Origin of the sequence: Lachnospira pectinoschiza, from assembly GCF_900103815.1 — a bacterium.
GTDB classification, from domain to species: domain Bacteria; phylum Bacillota; class Clostridia; order Lachnospirales; family Lachnospiraceae; genus Lachnospira; species Lachnospira pectinoschiza_B.
In genome coordinates this window covers 669,603-693,503 of record NZ_FNHZ01000001.1, presented here as the reverse complement: position 1 = coordinate 693,503, position 23,901 = coordinate 669,603, and the positions used below count along the sequence as shown (strand labels likewise).

The following is a 23,901-nucleotide window of genomic DNA, read 5'->3' as shown; positions in this document are numbered from 1 at the left end:
TGTTTAAGTCATATACAAATTAACAAGGTTCTCAAACCTCAAATCATGAGGTCGTCCACAAACTTAACATACTGGTATATGCTGTTAATTTGCATTTTCATTACACATCTATTATACAATTATCATCATCTATAATAAATGTTTTTTCATATTCAAGTATTCCATATTGCTTATTTTCTATATCTAGTAAATAAACATCTTCATACTTAAGATTTTCATATAAACTTACAATATCATCATCTGAAAGATATAATTTTAAACCAACAAAAATAAAAAGTTTTGTTGATAAAACCTGATGATACAATTTAACATAACTAATAATCCTCTCTAACAAAGAATCGCAATTATCGTCTATTTTCGTAGATAATAATTTCAACAAAACTGTTATATCAAAATCCAAATTATACATCAAAGGATATGATACTGAGTTTATTAGATTTTCCATATAAGAAATTATCTGCTCTTTTATTTTTAATGTTTCATTAACATTATCATTTATAGCTATATCATTTATTTCTTGATATATCCTATTTAATATTTTCTTATCATTGGCATCTAGCAAATATGGATTTAATATTACACTTCCAATTTTAGAAAACTTTAATTCATCTTCATTCTCAGAAATTCTTATATCATTAACATCTCCAATATCCATTAGCCATAATTGATTAAGTAAGTCAGAATAACACTTTCTATTTTCTACAACTAAACATACTGGTTTATTCTCAGCTAGATCTACATTAATATTTAAATCAGACTCTATTATTCTCATAAAATAATCAACCTTTCATCTGAATCTATAATGTCTTTTCTTTTTTCACCAACAACATATTCCATTTTAGAAAATTGTTTTTCCGTCACTTTTAGCACTTGAACTAAGCCTTCTGGTGGTTTATTTTTTCTTATATTATCAACTATAGAATCAGCTGCTACAGAATTAGGAGCAAGTTTACAATATACAGATTCTTGCATCATCAAAAAGCCTGATTTAATCAAGTACTTTCTAAACTGTCTATAATCTTTCATATTCTTGCTTGTTAAAACAGGCAAGTCAAACATCACTAAAACTCTCATATACCTATAATTCATAATTATAAAATTTAATTAATGATACATCATTATCATTTAAAGCATCAAAAACACTACGACAATATATTTTAATTGCATTATCTACGTATTCAGCTTTTCCTGCAATTTTAACTTCTGTTTGAAGGACCTTTAGCACTTCCATTTTTTCATCATGTTCAAATTTTTCTGGATTCATCCTAAAAACAATTCTATCAATCAAAATTCGAAATGGTTCCATTAAATCTGATGCCAAATTAAATGAGTTAAACATATTGTCATGAAATATTCCTAATTGTGTTAAATAACCATTTGCTACAACTTCTCTGTTAAACGCTGACAAAATTATTGTATAACCATAATTTAGAGCTGCATTAGTACTATTATCATCTGACCTAGAAAACTCTTTACCAAATAATGAATTGAAATAAACCTTAGCAGCATGTCCCTCTCTATTATTTGCGTCACCGAATTGCATCTCTTTAATATAGTTGAATAGCATTTCAGATTCTTTGTGTAAGCATTTTTCTTCTAAATGTTCAGCCTGCTTTCTAATCTTATCTGAAACAACCTCTGTCCATACTGCTCTTTTTATATCAGTACTCCAGTTCACTTGTTTTCTAACTTTTGCGCTTGTATCATGTGCACCGTAATAAGCCAATAATTCTGATGACGGGTTATGTTTTTCATCACAAAAAATAACTTTTACTTTTCTTTTCACCAGCTCATTAAGTAAGGCTGCTGTTAAAGAGACAGCCGTTGATTCAATCATTAATGTCTCTATTTCATCAACATTAACTTTAACAACGTCGCCTCTTCTAACAACCATATAACCCATTTGATAATCTAGTTTAGCACTATTGCTTATTACTACTGTTCTCCAACTCATACAGTTTTTAAATCAACAACCTGATCTTTATAGATTCCTGCTGGTGATTGGTTGATAAGTTTAAACACAGTATATTTTGTTAATTCTTTTGATATTAACATTTTTCCTGCATTTTTTGATTCTTTCAATAATGTCAAATCACAATCAGAACCTTTTATACTTAAAGATTGTATTATTTGATATAAAACCTCTACTTGATCATTTATTTCTAATTCTTCAAAGTATTCCTTTTTCTCTAATAATTTTTTATAAATACTATTTATTCTATTTTTAAATAGTGTTTTTTCCAACTTACTTAAGATTATCTCATATAAGCTAACATTCTTATCGTAGTCTAATTCTTCTTTCTTTTTTCCTTCATTTATGTATTTTTCAATATACGAAATATACTCATAACAATCAACTGAAGCTTTAAAGTTCACTGCGTTCTGAATAATAAACTGTTTATTAGTCTTTCCTGTTATATACACATAATAACCATCAATCTTCAATAATGACTGAACTTTAATCTTTCTATATCTTATTGAAAAATTCTTTAAGCCCAATTCCTTTTCACAAAACATTTCAAGTTCATTAGGATTATCTTCTACCCTCTTCTGCATATATCCTGGTAAACATTCTATAGTTCTTATCTTTTTACCTTTCACTTCATGTTCAACTAGGAAATAATAGCAAATATTAACACTAGTAAAACCACCATACTTTGTAACATCAGCCATTTTAGGATCACTTGTCTTTAAAGGTATATAACTCTCAGGATTTGCTTTATTCTTGCCATAAAGTGTTACCTTATTAATTACTCCTTGCTTTTCAAAACTACGTCTTGTAAGAATAGGAGTATTTTTAGCCATCATCTCTCTTACTGTATTAATTGTTGGCTCATAGTCAGCTCCTTCTCTTTCAGGTAACCAAGCAACATAACCATTACGTTCAACTTTATATTGGAACATCTTTTTTACAGCTAAATGATAGTTATTCTTTTCCTTATCCTTTTCATATTCATTCTTAATAAAGTTTCTAGGACTATCTGTAAATTTTGTAAAATAAACATTACCAACTACAATATTAAGATAGGCATCGTGAGCATGATGGAATTCATTAACTATTCTTGACTTTCTAAACTCATATATTTTTCTAAATTCAGAAACATTACCTGCCTTAGAATAAACTATCTTAGAATTTGGTAATGTCATCTTTAATATATCTGCTATACCCTTAGTTGCTTGTCCTGTTTCTACTAACTGTCTTGCAATAAATCCTGCTAACTGATCCTCTGTAAATGGCTGATTATTCTTAAGTCTTGCATACTTAACATCATTAATCAAACCTGCCTCATGTAATCTTTCCCATAAAGCTCTTACCTTAGGATTAGTTCTTATAGTGTCTGGTATAGGATAATAATCCTTCTTAATATTTTGGTTAGCATTCTTACTTACAAGAACTAAATTGTTCTCTAAATTATCATCTTTAACAAAGTGACGTGGGTGAATATGATCTATATCATATCTACTATCATCAAATAGATAATCTAAATCAATTTCTTCACCAGAATACATATCCATTCCCATCTGTTTAATGTATAGATACATTTTCTTGGATTTAAGACGTCCTGATTTAGCTTCCTCATTGACAAGATTTGTCCAATAATCCTTATTATCAAACTCTTCTTTTATCTTGTTTAATAGATCATTTTTTCTCGAATCTTTTCTACCTTTGTCACCTTTTTCATCATCAGATCTTGTCATTTCAATAAAAATCTTAGTTGGTTCAGATTTCATGACACTACAAACTTCGTTAATAACTTTACTTGTTTGTAAAATCATTCTTTTTACTGGTGCACTAAAATAAAACTCATCTAAAAATTGAGGTGTTATTTCAGATAAAGTCTTAATAGCATTATCCTCTATAGCTTCTAACTGTTCTTTATAATCAAATTTATCACTGTGTAACAATTCCATAAAATTATTATTAGTGTCCCACATAGCATCTAAAATAGAATACACTTCGCCTGTCTCTCTATTGCATCCATTTAAGTCTAGAACATTTGCAGATAATCTACCCCAATCTTTAAATTTACAACTTACAATCTTTCTAATATTCTTTTCATTTAAAGCTGGATACTGAGTCTCAGGATATGTCTTACCGATATAATCCTTAAGCATTTCCGTAGAATCACCAAATATAGTACATCTAAAAATGATATCTTCAATTACTGTCTTGATTGAATCTTTCTCAATATCCTCTCCAAATATTTCCTTAAACTTACCATAGCTAGTAAGTCCATTATTAATTTCTTTATCTATACCTGTAATAGTTGCGTTTTTAGAAACTCCATTATTAAATAAGTATTTTTCAACAGCTTTTCTTGTTGGTTTCTTTCCCTTTTTATAAACCTCATTATAAAGTTTCTGCTTTAATTCATTATCAATTCTTACATCATCAATTCTGATATTGTTAATTTCATTTAATACAGCAAATCTCTGATATTTCATTGATGATTTAGCTAATACCTGCTCTTCTCTATAGTATGTACATTTTCTTACCATTTTCTGAATAAACTCTGCTCTAGTTTTTTCAACATCAATAACATCTTTATAATTCCATGGATATATTGTTTTAGTATTCATTCCAGCTCTTCTAATAGCCCATCCTTTAGAATCCTTACTAGATGAAATTGGTCCAACATAATAAGGCAATGTAAATGTAAACAACTCTAAAATTCTTTCTTTAACTGTTAAACCACTTTCATCCTTATCATTTAAGAAATCAAGATAAGCTGATGCATTATCAAGTATAACTTTTAATTCTGCGGCATGAAGCTGATTAGGAATAACACCATTTGCTGCCGTTAACTGCTTTGGCATAAAGTTCTCAGTTTCAATAGAATCTAAAATATACTGCTTATCCTCACAATCTTCTACATTCTTTAACACCTTTTGCACATACTTACGGAATGTATCATAATCGGATCTAATACCTCTTCTGATTTTAGATTCACCCTCATTCTTATCACTATTATTAGAATTTACATATGCACTATAGGAACCTGCCTTTTCTGATCTAAACATTTCATCATAGGCTTCTGGACCAAGTGTTTTAACTAACTTCTTAAGAATTGCTAAATCCTTCTTATGCTTTTCATAATCCTCTACTCTAGCAAATGATAAATATTTCTTGCCTCTAAGTGTTTCTACAAGTGTTCCAATATCATAGATTTTCTTAATAGCTAATAAAACTTGAGCATATTCATCACCTAGTTTTTCTAATATTTCTGGTTCTGACTCTGAATATGAAAAATCTGAAAACTTTGCCTTAATCTCATTATCAGTCTTATCTATATCAAAAAGCTTATTACAGTCTACCTGCAAACCAACAAAACCATTAATGACCTCTATCTCTCTCTTACTCTTTTTATCAACTTTTAAAAGTTCTCTTACTTTTTCACTTTTTGCTTTTCTAGATAATTTTGATGATGCTAATGTATCTCTTAAATTTAAAAGCAACTCATTAGTTATTTCATTATCATGTGGAAATACTAAAGATAGGTCTCCAACCATAGTTTCATCAATTGTGCTAATAAATTCGTTATAAGCATCATTAATTTCTATGTTTGAACTTGCATTCTCTATAGTTAAACTAGAATTAAGGAAGTGCCCTCTTCTTTTAAATAAGTTCATTACTGCTAAATATATTAATCTTACATCATAAGGTGCATGATTATTTTCAATTAATTCTTTTCTTAAATGAAAAATTGTAGGATATTCCTTATAATAATCTTTATCTGTATAGTTTTTATCATCAAAGATAGCATTAGGACTATTTAGTTTTTCATTCTTATCCTCTTCATAATACTTACTATTATCTAATCTGATTAAGAAGTTAGAATCTACCTTCTCTAATTCATTTGTAAAATAAGACTTTACTAAAGCCCTTCTTGTTACTTCTCTCTGTCTGTTTCTTCTAGAAATTCTATGTGTTCTTCTTTCAGCTGCAGTACTCGCTTCTTCAAATTCTCTAATCCCCCATAAATCTTTACCTTTTCTTCTTAAAATTCGATATTTATTATCTGTTACAGCCCATCCTACTGAACTTGTTCCCATATCTAGTCCTAAATAATATTCTTTTTCCATAATTCCTCCCTTAAATTTATTGACATTAATAATTTAACTTGTTATAATTCATCTGTACAAATTAACAGGTGAGTGCAAATAAGGATTTTATCCGAAAACACCATTTGGAGCGCATTGTGCGCATATAAAAAAAGACTTGGTAACAAGTCTTTTTTTATTGTTCTATATATTATATTATCACATTAATTTAATATTTCAATTAAAATGCAACGACTCCTTTAACTATTATTCTTCAGTTTCCTACATTTTAAGCAATAGCCAATCCCTTAACAAGACAGCATTATTATGTTCTTCATCTTTTGCTCCATAAACTAGAGTCAAATTACCCTCTTTAAGCCATTTCTTGCACTTTTCTATAAAGGCCTTTGCCTCTTCATTCTCCTCTAGTTCCTTCTCATACGCTAATTTAAATGCATCATATTTTTCTAGCTCATGATTAAAAGCTTTTCTAATCTCATTAGATGGAGCTATAGACTTTTCCCAAGAAGTTAGTTGAAGAATATCTTTACTCTTACCCCTTGGCCAAAGTCTATCTACTAGTATTCTAGTTCCATCGGTTTCTGATACATTTTCATAAGCTCTCTTAATTAAAATCTTATTATTCACTATATCATCTTCTTTACTTTAAACTCTGCCATTCCTCTTCTTTAAAGCCTAGCAATACGGCATCTTCTGTAATAACTAATGGTCTTTTTACTAACATGCCATCTGTAGCTAAGAGCTTTAGCTGTTCTTCTTCTGACATATCCTTTAGCTTTTTAGAAAGTTCCATGCTTCTATAGAGCTGGCCGCTTGTATTAAAGAATTTCTTTAACTCCTTGCCACTTTTAGCATAGGCTTCTTTTAGGGTCTTAATATCTGGATTGTTCTCCTTAATGTCAATTAAGTCATAACTAATCTTGTTGTCATCTAGCCACTTTAGGGCCTTCTTGCATGTTGAACATCTGCTATAACAATAAACCTTCATATCTCTACCTCCTAGACTAAAGCTCAATTTCCTTGCCAAGGCCTACTGAATAAATCACCTTTCTTAATACCTTAAGTCCAGTAATCTGCTCTATAGCCATAGCATAGTAATCTAACTGAATCTTATAACGTTTCTTTAATTCTTCAATTCCTGCTTTTCCGAAACGTACTCTATCTGTCTTATAGTCTACTATGATTATGCCATCATCTTCAACCATATACATATCGATTATACCCTGTACTAGCTGTCCATCCACATCAAACACAAATGGCTGTTCTCTTTTTAACTTGCCCTTTGCACTAGCAGCTGCTGCCATCTTACCAATATCTGTCTTAGTAAATTTATAGATGTCTTCTGCCTTAACGCTTTTATATTCTGCCATGCTTATCTTCTCATCTGTAAGCATCTTCTTGATATTCTCTTTAACTTCCTCTAGGCTTCCTACCATACTATAATCAAGACACTCAAATACTCTATGGTATGCGCTACCTCTTTCAGTAGCCACAAGCTCTTCCTGCTTATTCTTAATGAAGTTAGGAACGTATTTATTCTCGTATTCTTCTGGCTGCTCTAAGGAATTAGAAGATTCTTTTGAATCTAAACTTTCTTCAATAGATAACTCAGACTCATCACTTGGCGCACCAACTTCTAACTCATCTTCGTAATCTTCCTTAACCACAGACATTGCCTCACTATCAAAGTCTTCATCTGCCTGCATCTTCTTTAAGGCGGAAACAGTTACCTTTACAGGACGTTCTGCCTTTGGATCTATTACATAGTCTGGAAGTGGTGGAAGGCTACCAGCTTTAAGGTCTTCCTTTGTGATTGTTGTTTCGATTTCCTCTGCGTCTGATTTAGCATTTTCAACAACCTCAGCAACTGGAATAACATCAATCTTAAAGTCCCCTGTTAGATTCTCCTTAGGTAAAAGGGCAACTGGTAAAACCATGTCTAGATAGCTACTCTGTTTATTAAGCTGCATGTAGCTAAAACCCTTTGCATTATTAACTAGTTCTGCCTGCTTTGTGGCCTCTTCTATTGTCTTAGTTGCATCCTTAAGGGCTGCAACCATATATAACTTTTCTCTAGCACGAGTCATGGCAACATATAATACACGCTGCTCTTCTGCTCTTGCTTCTCTATCGATTCTATTCTTAATAGCACTTTTAACGATAGTCTTTGTCTTAGTTCTAGTCTCTAATTCTACGTAATCCATACCCATACCAAGATTAGAATCTAGGATTAAAGTTCCTTTTGAATCCGTTAAATTATAGCCCTTATCCATAGCAGCCATAATTACAATAGGGAATTCTAGGCCCTTACTCTTATGGATAGTCATAATACGAACTAGGTCTTCATTTTCTGAAAGTGTTGAGCCTTCTTCAAAGTCGATGTCGAATTTTTTCAAACGCTCAATATATCTTAAGAAGTTAAATAGACCTGTATAACTTGTCTTACCATAAGCTGCTGCCTTATCAAGGAAAATTTCTAGATTAAGCTGGCGGCGCTTACCTGCTGGCATTGTACCTACATAGTCATAGTAGCCTGAATTATAAATAATATCCCAGAGTAAATCGTATACATTTTCAATATTAGACTTCTTACGATAAGTGTTTAATTCCCTAAGGAAAGTCTCAATCTTGGCGTTAAGCTTTAGGATTTCATCATGGCTAATGCCTTCTAAATCTTCATCAAGCACACCATCAATCTCTGCATTAATTGCAAGCATCTCATGATAAAGGTTAGGATGCTCAAGGCAATTTTCCTTCTTTAGGTAGCGACCAAGAATTCTAATGTTAACAAGGTCTGAAGAATTAAAGCCACCAAAGTAAGAAAGAAGGGATGCTGACAATGGAATCTCCTGAACCGGATTATCTACAATAGTTAAGTAGCTAAGTAGCACACTAATCTCTCTTACATTAAAGTAACCCTCGCTATAATCACTATAAGCTGGGATATTATTATTCATAAGGACATTAACCAAGCTATCTGACCAGTTCTTATTAGATCTAACTAAAACTACAATATCTCTGTAGCTTGCCTTTCTATACTGTCCTAAATCTGTATCAAAAACTAATTGATTGCTATTAACAATATTTCTAACAAGAGACACGATGTGAAGAGCCTCTAATTCCTTGTTGTTATAAGTTCCCTCTTCTAGCTCCTTCGCTCCATCAATGTTAGGATTATCCTCTTCTGAATCATCTACTAAGTCAACGCCCTTACCATCTATTAAATGAATCTCTACGGGACTATTCTCATAAATATCCTCTGGGGCATTAGAATTTTCAGGGTATGGAAAACCTGGATTAAGTGCCACCTCTGGTGTATAGGAAATGCCACAAAAAGCCTTATTAAACACATTTAAAAAGACATCGTTAGTTGCAAAAAGTACTTCCTTTCTTGAACGGAAATTCTTCTTAAGCTCTATCTTTTTAAAGTTCACATCTGTAGGGCTATAACTGTCATACTTTTCAATGAACAGGTCTGGGCAGGCAAGTCTAAATCTATAGATACTCTGCTTTACATCACCTACCATATAGACATTGTTTGGTTCTTCTTCAAATCTTACGGTAGAAACAGCATTTAGAATTACTTCCTGTAACATGTTAGAATCCTGATATTCATCAATCATTATGTATCTGAAATTCTTTGCAAGTTCATTGGCAGTATCTGTATAGACAATCTCTCCCTCTTCCTTCTTTATAAGGATTGAAAGAGCCATATGTTCCATATCATTAAAGTCAATAATACCTCTATCCTTCTTTACCTTAGATAGGGCCTCATTATACTCTCTTGCAAGCTTGATTATTGTATTCACATAAGAATAGCAGTGCTTAACATCATCAATTAAACCCTCATAGTCTCTTGAAAAAATTTCCTTAAGCTTATCGATATACTTCTTAAAATCTGATCTTGATTCCGTAACCTGATTCTTTAAAGATTCATCTATATCGCCATTTACACGAATTGATGGCATTCTATCAAATTTAAATAGTCGTAATTTTTCAATAAATTCTTTAAGGTTATGAGTTTCAAGTAAGGCATTAATTCCCGCTAATTCTCCCTGAATTGTTGAGGTATACTTTTCAGGTCCCATAGGTCTTTGGCAAATGTCAATTAAGCCTTCATATAAATCCTTATAACCTTCTAGAGAAAGTACAATACTTGATAGACAATCGCTTATGGCAGCATTCTCACCATCAGATTCTATAGACTTATAGACATCTAAAACCTGCTCATACCATTCATCTGGCCATGGATTAGATCTAGCAAGTTCGTAAACCTTCTCAATTAAATCATTAATCTTAGTGTCATCTCTACCTGTTGCATAAGCCTCTACTAAATCAAGGAATTCCTTGTCCTGACTTTCATAGTGAGCCTCAATTAACTCATCTAAAACATCAGCCCCAAGAAGCTTAATTTCTCCCTGATCAGCAGTTCTAAAGCCTGGATCTAGATTAATTTCAGAAAAATGATTCTTAATAATCCAAAGACAAAAACTATCAATAGTTGTAATCTGAGCATTATTAAGTAAAGTCTGCTGTTTTAAAAGGTTAGTATTAAGAGGGTCTGCCTCAAGCAAATCCTCTAAAGCCTTTCTAATTCTATCCTTCATCTCACTTGCTGCTGCCTTTGTAAAGGTTACTACTACAAACTTATCAATATCTGTGATAGGATCCTTTGTAATCAAAGATACAATACGCTCAACAAGTACAGCTGTCTTACCTGAGCCAGCTGCTGCGGATACTAATATATTCTTATTGCGTTCTGTTATTGCTAATAACTGATCACTAGTCCAACTCTTTGCCACTTTGATTCATTCCTTCCTCTTCTTCTGATTCTCCAAGTTCCTCTTTTATATTCTGCCAAATAAGCTTCTCCTCTAAGTTAGCTAATCGTCTAAAGCCCTTCTTAGATAAGTCACTACTAAAACCACAAATAGACTTATAAGGACAATAATCACATCCTGTCTTAGTGCCTCTAATATAAGGGTTAATCTCAATATTACCCTCTATGATTTCATTGGCCTTCTTTATGTTCTCCTTAGTTGTGTAGTCTGATAATAATTCTAACTGCTTTGTTGACATTACCTTACTTGTCTTAGCAAGGCTGCCATCCTTCTTAAGCTTTAAAGGAATACTAATAGCGCTAGTCTTATCTGTCATGTCCTCCATAAGGTTATAGACATGCTCGTTGTCATTAACTACGCCCTTCATCTTAAGCTCTTCAAGCATTGCATCATCTATATTATCCTGATCCTTAGCATTAGCCTCTACTATTGGATTATCCACGTTATAGTAAAGAATTCCTGCAGGAACATAATTTTTCTTCTTGTAATGTCTCTTCTCTAACTCAATTGCCTCTTTTAGGTAGGTAATAAGCTGAATCTTTAAGCCATAGTAAATAGATAACAGATCAAGGTCTTGTTTACCTGACTTATAATCTACAACTCTTACATATAGATTATCTTCATCTTCGCAAACATCTACTCTATCGATCTTACCATTCATAAGAAAACGCACGCCATCTGGCATCTTATCTACATCTGATAAGAAACCAGCTTCAAACATATCTGGCTTAAATAGGCCTGTAGCTAAATGTTTACCAATAGTCCAAATAGACCTATCCACTATATCTGTCATTCTCTTAATTAGGTACTCACTTCTCTTGCTATCTGTAAGAAGTGACTTAGCATTCTCATCGATTGCTGCCTCCATTCCCTTCTTAACAAGTTCTTGTCTTTGCTCTTCAGTAAGATTAGTAAAAGATAGTTTTCTCTTAACAATCTCAGTAGAGATGTGCTCTAGAGCTCCATGAATGATGGTACCAAAATCCTTAACTTCAAAAGAATACTCTTCTCTTTCCTGTAACTTAAGACCGTAACGAAGGAAATAGGCATAATGACATCTTTCATAATCCTCAAAGGAAGTTACACTACCCTTTAATTCCTTGCCATATAGGCTAAGAGCCTGGGCTGCTGCCAAGGCATCAATAACACTCTCATCATCAAAGCTAAGGTCTGACTTTGGAAATGTAAGATAGAAATTATTGTAATCAATATCCGCACCATACTTAACCTCAAGCCTTGGATACATCTTTCTAAGAGTTCTAATCATATAGGAAGGAAGAATTGACTTACCTTCTGTATTCTTATTGGCATAAGTAATATATAGCTTAGAAGATGCCTTAGTTAAAAATAGATAGAGATAGAAACGCTGAACAAAAGCCTTCTCTCTACTTGTTGGAGAAAGAGTAATATCCATTGCCTCAAGGCTTGCTCTATCTGTCTCTGATAAGATACTTCTAGTATCAGATCTAGCAGGCACTAAGCCATCATTAACACCAAGGAAGAATAAAATCTTAACGTTATCAAGTCTTGTTCTGTTAATATCACCAATTACTACGCAATCATTACTTGGTGGAATAAGACCAATCTTGATTTCCTCAAAGCCTGAATCAAGAATCTTAACGTATTCTGCAATTGATACCTTCTCTGTTCCAAGAAGTTCTACAAGCTTATCTAAAAGGTCAATTACAAGAGCATAAACCTTCTCAAACTCCTCGCTGTAATCCGTATCCTTACCAAGTTCTATAATCTTTCTCTCGCTGTCTGAATCCACTAAGAAATTATAAAGGGCTAGAGTTAAAGCATGGACATTGCCATTAGCTTCTTTAAAGCTCTCCTTTAGACTAACTAAAGGACTTATAATCTCTTCTCTTAGGGCATTTAACTTTTCAAGGTCAGTTTCATTAACACGACCTCTAAACTTTCTAGTCCAAGGATTGACCCATCTTTTATTACCCTTAATTCCAAGAGCTCTAATATAGTTATCAATTAAATCAATGTCATCTACTGCTAGTCCTGTCATGCCAGTTCTTAAATAACGCATAACCGCATCATAACTAAAGTTCTTAGTTACAATTTCAAGGGCAGCACGAATAAACTCAACTAAAGGGTTAGAGCTAACATGTCTCTTATAGTCAAGGAAATAAGGTATATTATTCTGTTCTAGGATATTAGCTGTAAGCTTTCCATAGCTCTCCATATCTGAAGTAACAATGGCAATATCCGCATAACGAAGACCTGAAAGTCTTGTTAACTTTAGGATCTCATTAGTTGCAAAATGTATCTCATCCTTAGGATAATTAGCCGAATAGATAGAAATATTCTCTACCTCATCCTTATAATAAGCCCTCTTCTTTCTAAATAAATTAGCCTCAAGGAAGGCCAATTCTTTATTATCCTTAAAGCGATAATTATTAGTAAGCTTAATGTCCTCAAGCATCTCCACATGCTCTTCATCACAGATTTCATGAAGTTTAAAGATACAATCCTTAGTCATAAAGAAAATGTTCTCCATACCCTTAGAAACACTCATCTTCTCAGATACATCTGCAGTTAATGTCACATAAAGCATGTCTGTTATATTCAAAAGAATTCTAATAAGTCTGTACTGAACTGGTGTAAAACCTGTAAAGCCATCAAGAACAATACTGGTATTCTTTAGCTTCTTAGACTTCTCAGCCACACGACATAAAACATCTAGAATCTCTTCACTTGTTATATAGCTCTTATCAATAAATTCCTTAAAGCCATTATAGATAAGTTCAATATCCTCTAGCTTATAGCTAAGGACAGTATCTCCCTTAACATCCTCTCTAATCTTAGATAACTTATCCTTATCAATGTCATACTGTAAAAGCTCAGAAATAACAGACTTCATCTGTTCTGTAAAGCCTGTATTGCTTGTATTACTAGCAAAATAGCACATCTTAGACTTATTCTGCTCTAAAACTCTTCTTATAATTAAATTCTTACCTGTATCATCAAGGATTGGAAAATTAACTCCTCCAACCTCTTCAAAGACCTTAAAAGCAAGTCTTTGGAATGACACAACATCAATATTTAAAATACCCTTATTAGGGTGTAATTCTACCACTCTCTTCTGAATTGCCATTGTATACTGTTCTGGCACAACAATAATGTAATTCTTCTCTGGATTCTTGATAGATTCATCTATGATCTTCTGATAGATAAATGTTGACTTACCGGCACCTGAGCCGCCAAAAATGAGCTGTAAAGCCATAAACCCTCCCGTTAATCTCTAGTTAGTATCGCTAAGAAAAATTATAGCATAGTCATCTAAAAATAGAAAGTATGTTCGACATATTTTTTAATTTGTCCGATTAACACAAAAATTTCTTCTTAAATTCTAGGCTAAATTTTCCGATATACTTTCTAGATATTCGAGAAGGAAAATATATAGGGACTTATAACGGGGGATAACTATGAAGATAAACACATCTAGCAAGATTCATATCGTTCGAGAAAACATTTTCTATGCCATCGAACCAACAGTTACAGATAACACCTCTAAGCTTAATCTATACGATTGGATTATGCTTATATCCATAATTACTGGTATTGTGCCACTTGCCTTTAAGTACTCAACACCAGGTCTTAGCATTTTAGATAAGGTGGTTGCTGGCATTTTCATCTTTGATTATGTCTTAAGATTTTGCACCGCCGACTTTAAATTTAACGATTTTAGACCAATTTCTTTTGCCAAATATCCCTTCACCATAGGGGCAATAATTGACCTAGTTTCCATACTTCCAGCCTTTACAATTCTTAGTAATACCTCAACTCTTATTCGAATTTTTAGATTTGCCAGATTACTAAGAATCTTTAGAATTTTCAGATATTCAAGAACAATTCGACTAGTTAAAAATGTGTTAAAGAGCCAGAAAGGAGCCCTTGCTTCCGTATTTACATTGGCGGTAGCCTACATTCTTATTTCTGCTACCCTGATGTTTAACATGGAGCCTGATAGTTTCGGGGATTTCTTTGATGCTGCTTACTGGTCCTGTCTTACTCTTACAACCGTTGGTTACGGCGATATTTATCCCGTCACAGACCTTGGTCGCTTCATTGCCATGATTAGTTCTTTCTTTGGAATCGCCATGGTTGCCATGCCAAGTGGTATCATTACTGCAGGTATTATGACCGAATTAAATAAGGACAAGGGTAATGAGGAAGAGGATGAATTTGAGAAGTTAAAAGAGTCTCTTCTTAATGGTACTTATCACGCTGAAGAATATCAGGAAGTGCATGAGAAATATAAAATTAAGAAAAACGGCTGGGGATACATTTTCCATAAGCTCTTTAGTAGGTATTGAAAAAATAAGACATGCCATATGTTCTATGGCATGTCCTTTTTTATGTCTATTTTATTCATTTTTTATGTCGCTTTTATTCAAAAGTTATTTTATCACCAACTTCTTTCTTAGCATAAATGCTACATAAATTGCTACTATTAACTCAGCTATAGGAATTGCAATCCACACACCATTTATTCCAAAGATAAGTGGAAGTAACATAACTAAAAGTCCATTTACAAAGAAGCCTCTAGCTAGGGAAACTACTAGGGATACGCTTAATCTATTAACTGCCTGGAAATAGTAAGTTGAAGCGATGTTAAACATAAGAAATATTAAATCTAGGCAATAAAGTCTTATAGCTCCTGCACCAATTGCGTAAACTTCAGCAGTTGGCTTCATATATAATCTAAGTATTGCGTTTGGGAAAAGCATTGCAATTATGCAAAAGAAAATTCCACCAACTAAGGCAGTTGTTAACATTACACGTCTTGCCCCAATAACTCTTTTAGCATTTCCAGCACCATAATTAGTTGAGATAATTGCCTGTCCTGACTCGCCTACTGCATAACTTACTGACTGTACAGCAGTAACATAAGAACTAATTACGCCATAAACTGCTAGGGCTGTCTCTCCTGAATAGCGCATAATCTGGTTATTTACAAGGATTGTTACAACGCCAATGGCAATATCTACAATAAAGGTAGCGCTACCTGTGGATATAACCTGTCCGATTCTTTTTAGTAAATGTAAGTTTTTAAAGTTAAGTTTGAGATTACATTTTCCCAATAAAATATGAGCAAGTAAAATCAACACGCAAATAAGCTGGCCAATGGCAGTTGCAAGGCTGGCGCCAAGAATACCCATATCAAGGCCAAAGGCGAAGTAAATGTCACCAAAGACGTTAAAAATACCGCCTGCCATTACGGCTACTGTGGTAATAAAGGGCTTTCCATCCACTCTTACAAGGGGGATTAACATTTGCCCAATGATGAAAAGTGGTGAAGCAAATGCTATATAAAAACAATACTTAGTCGATAAATCAAGAACTGCGCCTCTACCACCTGATAAATATAGTAATTGTCTATCCCAAATATTATATACAATAAAAATAATTATTGATGCAATTACTGAAAGAACTACTGATGTTGTAAAGTACTTATTAGATTCCTCAAATTTACCTGCACCTCTTTTATGGGCTAAAAGCACAGAGCCACCTATACCAAAACATATTCCTAGGGCATACATTATTGACCACATGGGCATGAAATTAGCTACCGCCGCAGTACCGTTTGGTCCTTCGTATCGCCCGATTACGATTGTATCTACCAAGGCATAAATTGAAACTATAAGAGCGCTGCCAAATGCCGCTGCTAAGTACTTAAAATAAATCTTGCTTATTTTTCCTGTTAATAAATCCATACATTACCTCTCTTTGTTTTAATTTAGTCTCTTATCTAATGTGAAAATAAAAAAGCACCGGAAAAGACACACAGAAATAAATCTGTCATCTTATCCGGCGCGTAATCTTCGTTTACACATCCTCCGATGAACATAAACCATTATACATAATTAAATTTTAAAAGCAATACATTTTCATAAGGGAAATATTACTTATCTTCGCCAAAGTAGCTAATATCCTCGCCATTTTGTACGTTAACGAAGCCCTTATATCCTCTTTCTTCAAGCTTTCCAAGGAACTTACCCATCTTCTTAGGCTTAAGATAAAGTGAGCAGCTCTTGCCTTCGGCTCTATACTTTTCAGCAATCTTATAAGCCTTAACAACTTCGCCCTCATCATACATAATAGCAATTCTTTCTGGACGAGACTTAGCATCTACGCCGTTTTCCATAAGGATTGAGAAAATTCTTTCAAAACCGATAGAGAAACCAACAGCGCTAACCTGCTGACCTAGGAACTTACCAATAAGGTTATCGTAACGGCCACCACCTGCAATAGCGCCCTTAAAGTCGATGCTTTCTACTTCAAATACAGTACCTGTGTAATAACCCTGACCTCTAACTAAAGATAAATCAAATACTACATCAAAGCTATTATCATCTCCTGCAGTCATCTCCTTAACTGTGTTAATGATGTACTTTAAGCTATCTGCTGGAGTTTTATCCTCTAAAATTGCCTCAACTGATTCAAGGCTAATCTCTGATGGTGATGAAACACCTGTTAAGAAGTCTGTAAACTTAGCAATTGCAGCCTCTTCAAAAGCCTTCTCAACTAATTCAGCCTTAACGCCCTCAAGTCCGATCTTGTCCATCTTATCAAATGTAATACAAACACTATCTAAATCTTCATCCTTAAAACCGCAGTTTGAAAGGAAGGCTCTAAGTAATCTTCTATCGTTAATCTTAACCTTAAAATTCTTCATACCGATTCTCTTTAAAGCCTTAGTTGTTGTAAGGATAAGCTCGATCTCTGAATCTCTTGAGTCTGAACCAATAATATCAATATCGCACTGAACAAATTCTCTTAAACGACCTTTCTGTGGTCTTTCAGCTCTATAAACTCTATCCATCTGAATACACTTCATTGGAAGAGATAACTTTTCCTTATTATTAGCAAAATATCTACTAAGAGGAAGAGTTAAGTCATATCTAAGACCCATATCTGCAAGGACGTTCTCATTCTTTGAGCTAACGCCTGAAGCAATAGCCTTATCAAGCTTGTCGCCTCTCTTCATAATCTTAAAAATAAGATTTAAGTTATCGCCACCCTCTGACTTATCAAGGTTTTCAATATCTTCAATAGCTGGTGTTGTAATATGTTCAAATCCGTTAGCAACGTATGTCTGTAAAATTTCGTTCTGTAAATAATCTCTAATTTCCACTTCATTAGGTAGGTAATCGTTAGTACCCTTAACTGATGTAATCTTCATATTTCGGATCCTTTCTTATTTCATCTATACTTTGCACTATCGCCTAGTCCTATATATTCTACAACAAAGCTCTTAAGATTTCTAGACTTAATTTATCGTGTTAGCAAACTAAATTGTACTATCCTTCTTTATAAAATAACCGTAACGCTTATTAAAGCCTATTAGCAAGCTCCAAGCCACTACTGTTGCTGCAAGTTCTGCCACTGCCACAGCGCCCCAAATACCATTAAGTCCAAAGATTAATGGAAGAATTATTACGGAACTAAGCTCAAAAACCAAGCTTCTAAGAGTAGAAACAAGGGCTGAAACCGGGCCGTTATTTAAGGCTGTAAAGAATGAAGATATGAAAATGTTACCTCCTGCCAACAAGAATGCGAATAAGAAAATCCTAAAAGCATGTATTGTTAATGCCCATAATTCTGCATCGTAACCTACAAAGACAAAAGAAATTGGCTTTGCAAGTAACTGCGCAATTATAAATAGCACAACTCCACCTATGTACTCTAATTTAAGGCTTCGTTTAAGCAAGTTATTAAGTTCCTTCTTATTGCCAGCACCATAATGATAGCCAACAATAGGTGTAGTTCCCAAAGTATAACCAAAAAGAATTCCTATGAAAATGAACTGCACATACATTAAAACTCCATAACTTGCCACTCCATTTTCACCAGCATATTTCATAAGCTGTAAATTATAAACCATACTTACAATAGATGAGGCGATACTTGTCATAAGTTCTGAAAGGCCGTTAAAAGCAGACTTTATAACAGCATCCATCTTAATCATTGTAGCTTTTATTCTTAAATTACTTGTATTCTTTCTTATAAAATAAATCAAAGGTATAACGCCACCTACAGTCTGACCTATGCCTGTAGCAAGGGCTGCGCCAATAACGCCCCATCTAAATATATAGATAAACACAGCATCAAGAACTGCATTAGTTAGTCCTGCTGCAACTGTAACATACAAACCAAGCTTTGGCTTTCCAGCCGCTGTCATAAAACTTTGGAAAGCATATTGAAGGATAAGTGCCACTAAGAAAATAATAGCAGTTCTTCCATAATTAATGGCATTTTCCATTATTAAATCTGAAGCTCCAAGTAGGGCTACAATTCTTGGCATTAGTATAAAGCCAATGACTGATAAAGTCACACCCACCAAGGCTGCAACTTCAATAACCATTGAAAAATATTTATTTGCAAGTTCTTCCTTTTTCTGACCTAGTGTCATTGAAACAAGAGCTGTACCACCAGTACCAAACATAGTACCAAAACCACCTAGAATCATTAAAACTGGCATTACAAGATTAATTGCTGCAAATGCATTTTTACCCACTACGTTAGATACAAACAAGCCATCTACCACACCATAAATCGAGGTTAAAACCATCATACACATAGATGGAAGACTGTATCTAAGCAGTCTCTTATAATCAAAATGATCTGATAATCTAATAATATTCTTTGTCATAATTTCCTCCTAAATTTCTTCCTATGTCCTTTTTATTCAAAATTAATCAAGTCATTTTTATTCAAAACTTAGTTTATAATTTTTCCACTTTCTTCTTAAACTGCACTAAGAAATCTTCATTTAATCTTTCCATTAATTCTCGTTCTTCTTTAGTCCAGCTATCATAGATTTCATTTTCAATCTGAATAATCTTTACTACAGTATCTTTTTGTAATATCTTTCCACTAGGACTTAAATATAATCCAAACTTCTTACCATCAATAGCTTGTAATTTAAGCAAGCCATCAACTTCCATCTTCTTTATCGCCGTGTTAACCGTTGACTTAGTAAGACCTGTAATATCACAAATTTCCTTCTGGCTTAAACCATCTCCCATCTCGTAAAGCACATATAATATATTAAAATAACTATCTGATAGTCCTAATTTCTTAGACGCTTCATGATAAGCTATATCAGTCTTACCAAAAAGTTCATTGAGTTTTTTAAATTTAACTTCCATATTCTTATAAATCCTCCTTTAAAGATTCTTCCTAGCCGATTTCTTTAACTAAAACAAAAAGTCCGAAACCGTACCATTTATATTAGTACGGTTTCGGACTTAAGTCAAGTCTTTTAATTTGCAAATTTTATAATAAGATTGTCTACTAACTCCATAACAAGAAGCAATACATTTACAAAAAGAAACATTAATAGCCTCATAGGATAAATAGTAACTGCACCAGTAAGGAAATAGAATCCTAATAGTAAAAAGAAAACTAAAGATGTCCATAATATAACTTTCACTGTATTATAAAGGCATAATTTTATATAGTTCTTAATGCTAAAAGGCGATAATAAAATCAACTGATGTATTGTGTTTACTTTATATAATCTTAGTTGCTGAACCGAAGAGTTCCTATCACGCATAATAACTCTTTTATAGTTAGTAAAAAACATTTTCCCCAAATAATAAAACATATAAGTTACAATAAACATAACACCTAGCTCTTCTGTAGAGCACACAAATATAAGAGAAATTATAATAAAAAAACTAGTGAATACATAAGCTAGAATTCTTTGAATGAGCTTATAACTAGCCTTCTCATTAACTTTTTCTATAAAATCTTCAATCTCACACATTTCTTTATTTTTAAAGATATTCATCTGCCGCCTCCTCTATATTTTCTTTAAATTCACCTAAAACTCCATCTTTAATTACTGCGAAGAAATCAGTATTTCTCTTAATTTCTTCATAATCATGACTAGTTAATAAAACTGTTAAGCTATCAACTAAGCCCTCTCTAATTAAGTCATACATTTCCTTTTTGAAAACTGCATCAAGACCTGCACTTGCTTCATCCATAATTAATAATTCTGCCTTGTGGGCAAATGCAAAAGCTAACTGGGCTTTTATCTTTTCACCTCTAGAATAATCCATATAATTAGTGTTTAAATTAATTCCTAATTTCTTTGTCATTTCTTCCCATATTTCCTTATCAAAATCACTATAGGCCATAGAAAAAAGTCTAGCATTTTCAGCCATACTTCTATCATCTATAAAGCTAAAATCTTCTGAAATATAGCCTATCTTATCCATTGCGGATCTTCTATTCTTCTTTATATCAAATCCGGAAAATAAAACATCTCCCTTGTATGGCCAGTTTTCAAAATAAATGGATTTAAGAAGAGTAGATTTACCTGCACCATTTTCACCAACTAGGCCGTAAACATAACCTTTTTCAAGGGCAAAATTTATATTTTCTAATTTGAATTTCTTATTTTTAACAGTTACATTTTTAAGTTCAAGTATCTTATTCATAATATCCTATCCTTTTATACTGATTTATTCAAAGTCCTTAGTCATAAAGTGCCTTTATCATTTCAAGAAAGTCCTCTAGGCTTAGTCCTGCAGCCTTAGCTTCTGCTATAACTTCTTGTGTCATTTTCTCAATTGTCATAAGCTGTTTCTCCTTTAAATAATCTGTATTATATTCACATACATAAAAGCCTTTTCCTGCTACTGACCTTACAAGCCCTTCCTTTTCAAGTTCTTCATAAGCTCTTTTTGTTGTAATAACGCTTACGCCTAAATCTGCGGCAAGGCGTCTAATTGAAGGTAGTGCTTCATTTGCCTTTAAATTCCCTGAAACTATGGCATTCTTTAACTGCATCACTATCTGCTCGTAAATTGCAAGAGTGCCTTGGGGATATATCTTTATTGTCAAATCCATATAATCACCTCTACTTAGCCTTTTTTATTTCTTTATAAGTCATGGCATAATCAAATTCTTCTATTATTTTTTTCTTACAGCTATAAGCCATTGGTATAATGAAAATACACATTATAAGCCACATAAACACATGCACTGATATTCTTGTTTCATAAAACATATCCACCTCAATTAGTTGAGTTATAAAACATGCTACAACCACCATTACAAATCTTACGGAAACATATTCATTAAAGCCCTTTGGTATAATCATAAAACTTAAAATTATCACGTTTAATAGCATAAAAGTTGCTGTAAAAATGTTTACTCTAGCCATTATTAAAACAAAGCATAAAGGAATAATTCCTATAATTAAATGTATCAATACAGTAAATAAATAATTAGATACTATGGTTTTTCTTCTCTCTTCTAATGTCATTGGCAAAAGATAAAATACCTTGTCATAGTTTATTTTGTGAAAAAACATAGAAGCTACAATTAAAAACATGGGTAATAGTGCCCCAAATAAACCTAAAAGCACTGAGTTTGAAAAAAATTCATCACCATATTCATTCATTCTATCTATAACTATTATTAGCCATATAAAGCAAATTCCAAGGCCACGATCATAAAGTATTTTTCTTAATTTAAATCCTGATAAATATACTCTTAATTTTTCTTTCATTAATTAGCCTCCTTGGTATAAAAATACATAAAGTCTTCAATTGTTGCTGGGCTAAATTCTAAATGATTCATGTATCTTTCATCTAAATCTATATTAATTAAGTCCATATCAAACATAGCTCTTGTAGAATAGTTATTTACTTCCTTTGATAAAAGTGCTTCCTTCGTTAATCTATCTATATAGAATTCTTCTCCTACTGCTAACTTATACTTATCTCTAAAGCTTTCCAAATCTCCCATAAAGACTTTCTTTCCTTCATGTATGAATAATAAATAATCTCCTAATCTATCTATTTCAGAAGTTATATGAGTTGCAAATATAACTGTATGTTTTCCATCTGACATTAACTTATTTATTTCTTCATGAAATGCCTTCTTAAATTCTGGATCAAAGTTAGCTGATGGCTCATCGAGAATTAAATATTTAGGCCTTGTACTAATTGCAAAGGCAAACTGTACTTTTAACTTCTCACCTCTTGATAACTTATCAATAGCAATATTAGGATTAACTCTATACTTATTAAGTAAACATAGAAAACTAGTCATGTTAAATCCTGTATAATATCTCCCATAAAGAAGGCCATTCTCCCTAGCTGAACATAACTCATCTAATAAACCATCTTCAGATACTAATGCGATTCTACTATAAATTCCCTTGTTATCTTTATCATATTCTAATCCATCTATTACTACTTTGCCCTCATCCGGACTCATTAAACCTGTTATTAAATTAAGCAAGCTTGTCTTACCAGAACCATTCCTACCAATAAGACCACATATATAGCCTTCTGGAATTGTAAGAGACATATTAAGCTCCATAGAACCAAGCTTCTTCTTTAAATCCCTAATTTCTATCATATAAACTCCTTCTTGTTTGTGTAGTAGATATTGCAGCAAATGCTGCAATTTCTAACAGCTGTATTCGCTGTGTACATCTACTGTATATATTAATATATACACTCTATAAACAGATATGTCAAGGGGATTGGGGAAATTGATTTTGAGATGGTGTGGTGGGTTTTTTTCGGGGGTGTCCTTTTTTCCATATGTCGTCAATGACCGTTCTTTGATTTTTTAATTCAAAAGGTTTCTTAAGTATTACAGGTAAAGCATTATTTTTCTTTAGTTGACTGTATGAGAGAAAGTTTAAGATTTTTAAGTCCTACAGGTAATTCACCAAGAATTCTTATTTGAATGTATTGGCCTATAGGGCTTTTCGGTTCACTATACAGTCAATCCTTTAAAACCCACAAATTAACTGTATTCTTTCAGTACTAATTAGCAAGTTGGATTAGTTCCTCTACAATCAACTTATCAATTTTTTAGGATTACCCGTAGCTTATTAAATTCTTTTCATTACCCCACTACAGTTATATTTACTTTTTTCTTCCTTTACCCGTAACTGTTAAAAAATTAAAGCAAGTTTGATACCCCCAATTCTATAAATATAGCC

The 23,901-nt window shown here is 32.8% G+C and carries 18 protein-coding genes; 1 reads left to right on the top strand and 17 read right to left on the bottom strand.

The window, feature by feature from the left end:
* Nucleotides 1–100: 100 nt before the first annotated feature.
* From csn2 to BLQ66_RS02880, 8 genes are all read right to left on the bottom strand, one after another.
* On the bottom strand, nt 101–772 hold the full coding sequence (gene csn2 / locus BLQ66_RS02915) for a type II-A CRISPR-associated protein Csn2 (RefSeq protein WP_074520844.1): 672 nt from the start codon (nt 770–772) through the stop codon (nt 101–103).
* The gene (gene cas2, locus BLQ66_RS02910) at nt 769–1,074 is read right to left on the bottom strand and encodes a CRISPR-associated endonuclease Cas2 (protein WP_074520843.1); all 306 of its coding nucleotides are present in this window, start codon (nt 1,072–1,074) and stop codon (nt 769–771) included. Before cas2 ends, csn2 begins: the two co-directional genes overlap by 4 nt.
* 4 nt (nt 1,075–1,078) lie before the next feature.
* Complete coding sequence (gene cas1, locus BLQ66_RS02905) at nt 1,079–1,954, bottom strand: type II CRISPR-associated endonuclease Cas1 (protein ID WP_074520842.1); 876 nt, start codon at nt 1,952–1,954, stop codon at nt 1,079–1,081.
* Nucleotides 1,951–6,084, bottom strand: a complete 4,134-nt coding sequence (gene cas9 / locus BLQ66_RS02900; RefSeq protein WP_074520841.1) for a type II CRISPR RNA-guided endonuclease Cas9 — start codon at nt 6,082–6,084, stop codon at nt 1,951–1,953. Before cas9 ends, cas1 begins: the two co-directional genes overlap by 4 nt.
* A 240-nt stretch (nt 6,085–6,324) precedes the next feature.
* A complete protein-coding gene (locus tag BLQ66_RS02895; RefSeq protein WP_074520840.1) occupies nt 6,325–6,690 on the bottom strand; it encodes a DUF488 domain-containing protein in 366 nt (121 codons plus the stop codon).
* Nucleotides 6,691–6,703: 13 nt separating this feature from the next.
* Nucleotides 6,704–7,051, bottom strand: coding sequence for an arsenate reductase family protein (locus BLQ66_RS02890; protein WP_074520839.1), 348 nt, complete (start codon nt 7,049–7,051; stop codon nt 6,704–6,706).
* Nucleotides 7,052–7,067: 16 nt separating this feature from the next.
* Entirely contained in the window at nt 7,068–10,865 is a 3,798-nt protein-coding gene (gene addA, locus BLQ66_RS02885; protein ID WP_074520838.1) for a helicase-exonuclease AddAB subunit AddA, read from the bottom strand.
* Nucleotides 10,846–14,142: a PD-(D/E)XK nuclease family protein gene (locus BLQ66_RS02880; RefSeq protein ID WP_074520837.1), complete on the bottom strand. Its 3,297-nt coding sequence runs from the start codon at nt 14,140–14,142 to the stop codon at nt 10,846–10,848. The genes addA and BLQ66_RS02880 overlap by 20 nt, the downstream gene beginning before the upstream one ends.
* Before the next feature lie 202 nt (nt 14,143–14,344).
* Here BLQ66_RS02880 and BLQ66_RS02875 point away from each other — a divergent pair, with 202 nt between their 5' ends.
* Nucleotides 14,345–15,235, top strand: a complete 891-nt coding sequence (locus BLQ66_RS02875) for an ion transporter (protein WP_074520836.1) — start codon at nt 14,345–14,347, stop codon at nt 15,233–15,235.
* Between the two features lie 84 nt (nt 15,236–15,319).
* Here the strand turns inward: BLQ66_RS02875 and BLQ66_RS02870 are convergent, their stop codons facing one another.
* The 9 genes from BLQ66_RS02870 to BLQ66_RS02830 all read right to left on the bottom strand — a co-directional run bounded on the left by BLQ66_RS02870 (nt 15,320) and on the right by BLQ66_RS02830 (nt 23,306).
* On the bottom strand, nt 15,320–16,636 hold the full coding sequence (locus tag BLQ66_RS02870; protein ID WP_074520835.1) for an MATE family efflux transporter: 1,317 nt from the start codon (nt 16,634–16,636) through the stop codon (nt 15,320–15,322).
* A 188-nt stretch (nt 16,637–16,824) separates the two neighbouring features.
* Nucleotides 16,825–18,105 (bottom strand): histidine--tRNA ligase, encoded by a 1,281-nt coding sequence (hisS, locus tag BLQ66_RS02865; RefSeq protein ID WP_074520834.1) that lies wholly within the window; start codon nt 18,103–18,105, stop codon nt 16,825–16,827.
* 108 nt (nt 18,106–18,213) lie between these two features.
* Nucleotides 18,214–19,575, bottom strand: a complete 1,362-nt coding sequence (locus BLQ66_RS02860) for an MATE family efflux transporter (RefSeq protein ID WP_074520833.1) — start codon at nt 19,573–19,575, stop codon at nt 18,214–18,216.
* 73 nt (nt 19,576–19,648) lie between these two features.
* A complete protein-coding gene (locus BLQ66_RS02855) occupies nt 19,649–20,074 on the bottom strand; it encodes a MarR family winged helix-turn-helix transcriptional regulator (protein ID WP_074520832.1) in 426 nt (141 codons plus the stop codon).
* A gap of 113 nt (nt 20,075–20,187) precedes the next feature.
* On the bottom strand, nt 20,188–20,718 hold the full coding sequence (locus tag BLQ66_RS02850) for a hypothetical protein (protein ID WP_074520831.1): 531 nt from the start codon (nt 20,716–20,718) through the stop codon (nt 20,188–20,190).
* Nucleotides 20,705–21,373: an ATP-binding cassette domain-containing protein gene (locus BLQ66_RS02845; RefSeq protein WP_074520830.1), complete on the bottom strand. Its 669-nt coding sequence runs from the start codon at nt 21,371–21,373 to the stop codon at nt 20,705–20,707. Before BLQ66_RS02845 ends, BLQ66_RS02850 begins: the two co-directional genes overlap by 14 nt.
* Nucleotides 21,374–21,410: 37 nt before the next feature.
* On the bottom strand, nt 21,411–21,785 hold the full coding sequence (locus BLQ66_RS02840; protein WP_074520829.1) for a GntR family transcriptional regulator: 375 nt from the start codon (nt 21,783–21,785) through the stop codon (nt 21,411–21,413).
* 10 nt (nt 21,786–21,795) lie between these two features.
* On the bottom strand, nt 21,796–22,449 hold the full coding sequence (locus tag BLQ66_RS02835) for a hypothetical protein (RefSeq protein WP_074520828.1): 654 nt from the start codon (nt 22,447–22,449) through the stop codon (nt 21,796–21,798).
* Nucleotides 22,449–23,306 carry an ATP-binding cassette domain-containing protein gene (locus tag BLQ66_RS02830; RefSeq protein ID WP_074520827.1) on the bottom strand — a complete coding sequence of 286 codons (858 nt, stop codon included), beginning with the start codon at nt 23,304–23,306 and terminating at the stop codon, nt 22,449–22,451. Before BLQ66_RS02830 ends, BLQ66_RS02835 begins: the two co-directional genes overlap by 1 nt.
* Nucleotides 23,307–23,901 lie beyond the last annotated feature (595 nt).

Bases quoted from the DNA above. Each gene is read 5' to 3' on its own strand.
- BLQ66_RS02870 (WP_074520835.1), bottom strand. From the start codon at position 16,636: ATGGATTTATTAACAGGAAAAATAAGCAAGATTTATTTTAAGTACTTA.
- BLQ66_RS02860 (WP_074520833.1), bottom strand. From the start codon at position 19,575: ATGACAAAGAATATTATTAGATTATCAGATCATTTTGATTATAAGAGA.
- BLQ66_RS02835 (WP_074520828.1), bottom strand. From the start codon at position 22,449: ATGAAAGAAAAATTAAGAGTATATTTATCAGGATTTAAATTAAGAAAA.
- hisS (WP_074520834.1), bottom strand. From the start codon at position 18,105: ATGAAGATTACATCAGTTAAGGGTACTAACGATTACCTACCTAATGAA.
- cas1 (WP_074520842.1), bottom strand. From the start codon at position 1,954: ATGAGTTGGAGAACAGTAGTAATAAGCAATAGTGCTAAACTAGATTAT.
- cas2 (WP_074520843.1), bottom strand. From the start codon at position 1,074: ATGAGAGTTTTAGTGATGTTTGACTTGCCTGTTTTAACAAGCAAGAAT.
- BLQ66_RS02850 (WP_074520831.1), bottom strand. From the start codon at position 20,718: ATGAATATCTTTAAAAATAAAGAAATGTGTGAGATTGAAGATTTTATA.
- BLQ66_RS02890 (WP_074520839.1), bottom strand. From the start codon at position 7,051: ATGAAGGTTTATTGTTATAGCAGATGTTCAACATGCAAGAAGGCCCTA.
- cas9 (WP_074520841.1), bottom strand. From the start codon at position 6,084: ATGGAAAAAGAATATTATTTAGGACTAGATATGGGAACAAGTTCAGTA.
- BLQ66_RS02875 (WP_074520836.1), top strand. From the start codon at position 14,345: ATGAAGATAAACACATCTAGCAAGATTCATATCGTTCGAGAAAACATT.
- BLQ66_RS02840 (WP_074520829.1), bottom strand. From the start codon at position 21,785: ATGGATTTGACAATAAAGATATATCCCCAAGGCACTCTTGCAATTTAC.
- BLQ66_RS02830 (WP_074520827.1), bottom strand. From the start codon at position 23,306: ATGATAGAAATTAGGGATTTAAAGAAGAAGCTTGGTTCTATGGAGCTT.
- BLQ66_RS02845 (WP_074520830.1), bottom strand. From the start codon at position 21,373: ATGAATAAGATACTTGAACTTAAAAATGTAACTGTTAAAAATAAGAAA.
- BLQ66_RS02855 (WP_074520832.1), bottom strand. From the start codon at position 20,074: ATGGAAGTTAAATTTAAAAAACTCAATGAACTTTTTGGTAAGACTGAT.
- BLQ66_RS02880 (WP_074520837.1), bottom strand. From the start codon at position 14,142: ATGGCTTTACAGCTCATTTTTGGCGGCTCAGGTGCCGGTAAGTCAACA.
- csn2 (WP_074520844.1), bottom strand. From the start codon at position 772: ATGAGAATAATAGAGTCTGATTTAAATATTAATGTAGATCTAGCTGAG.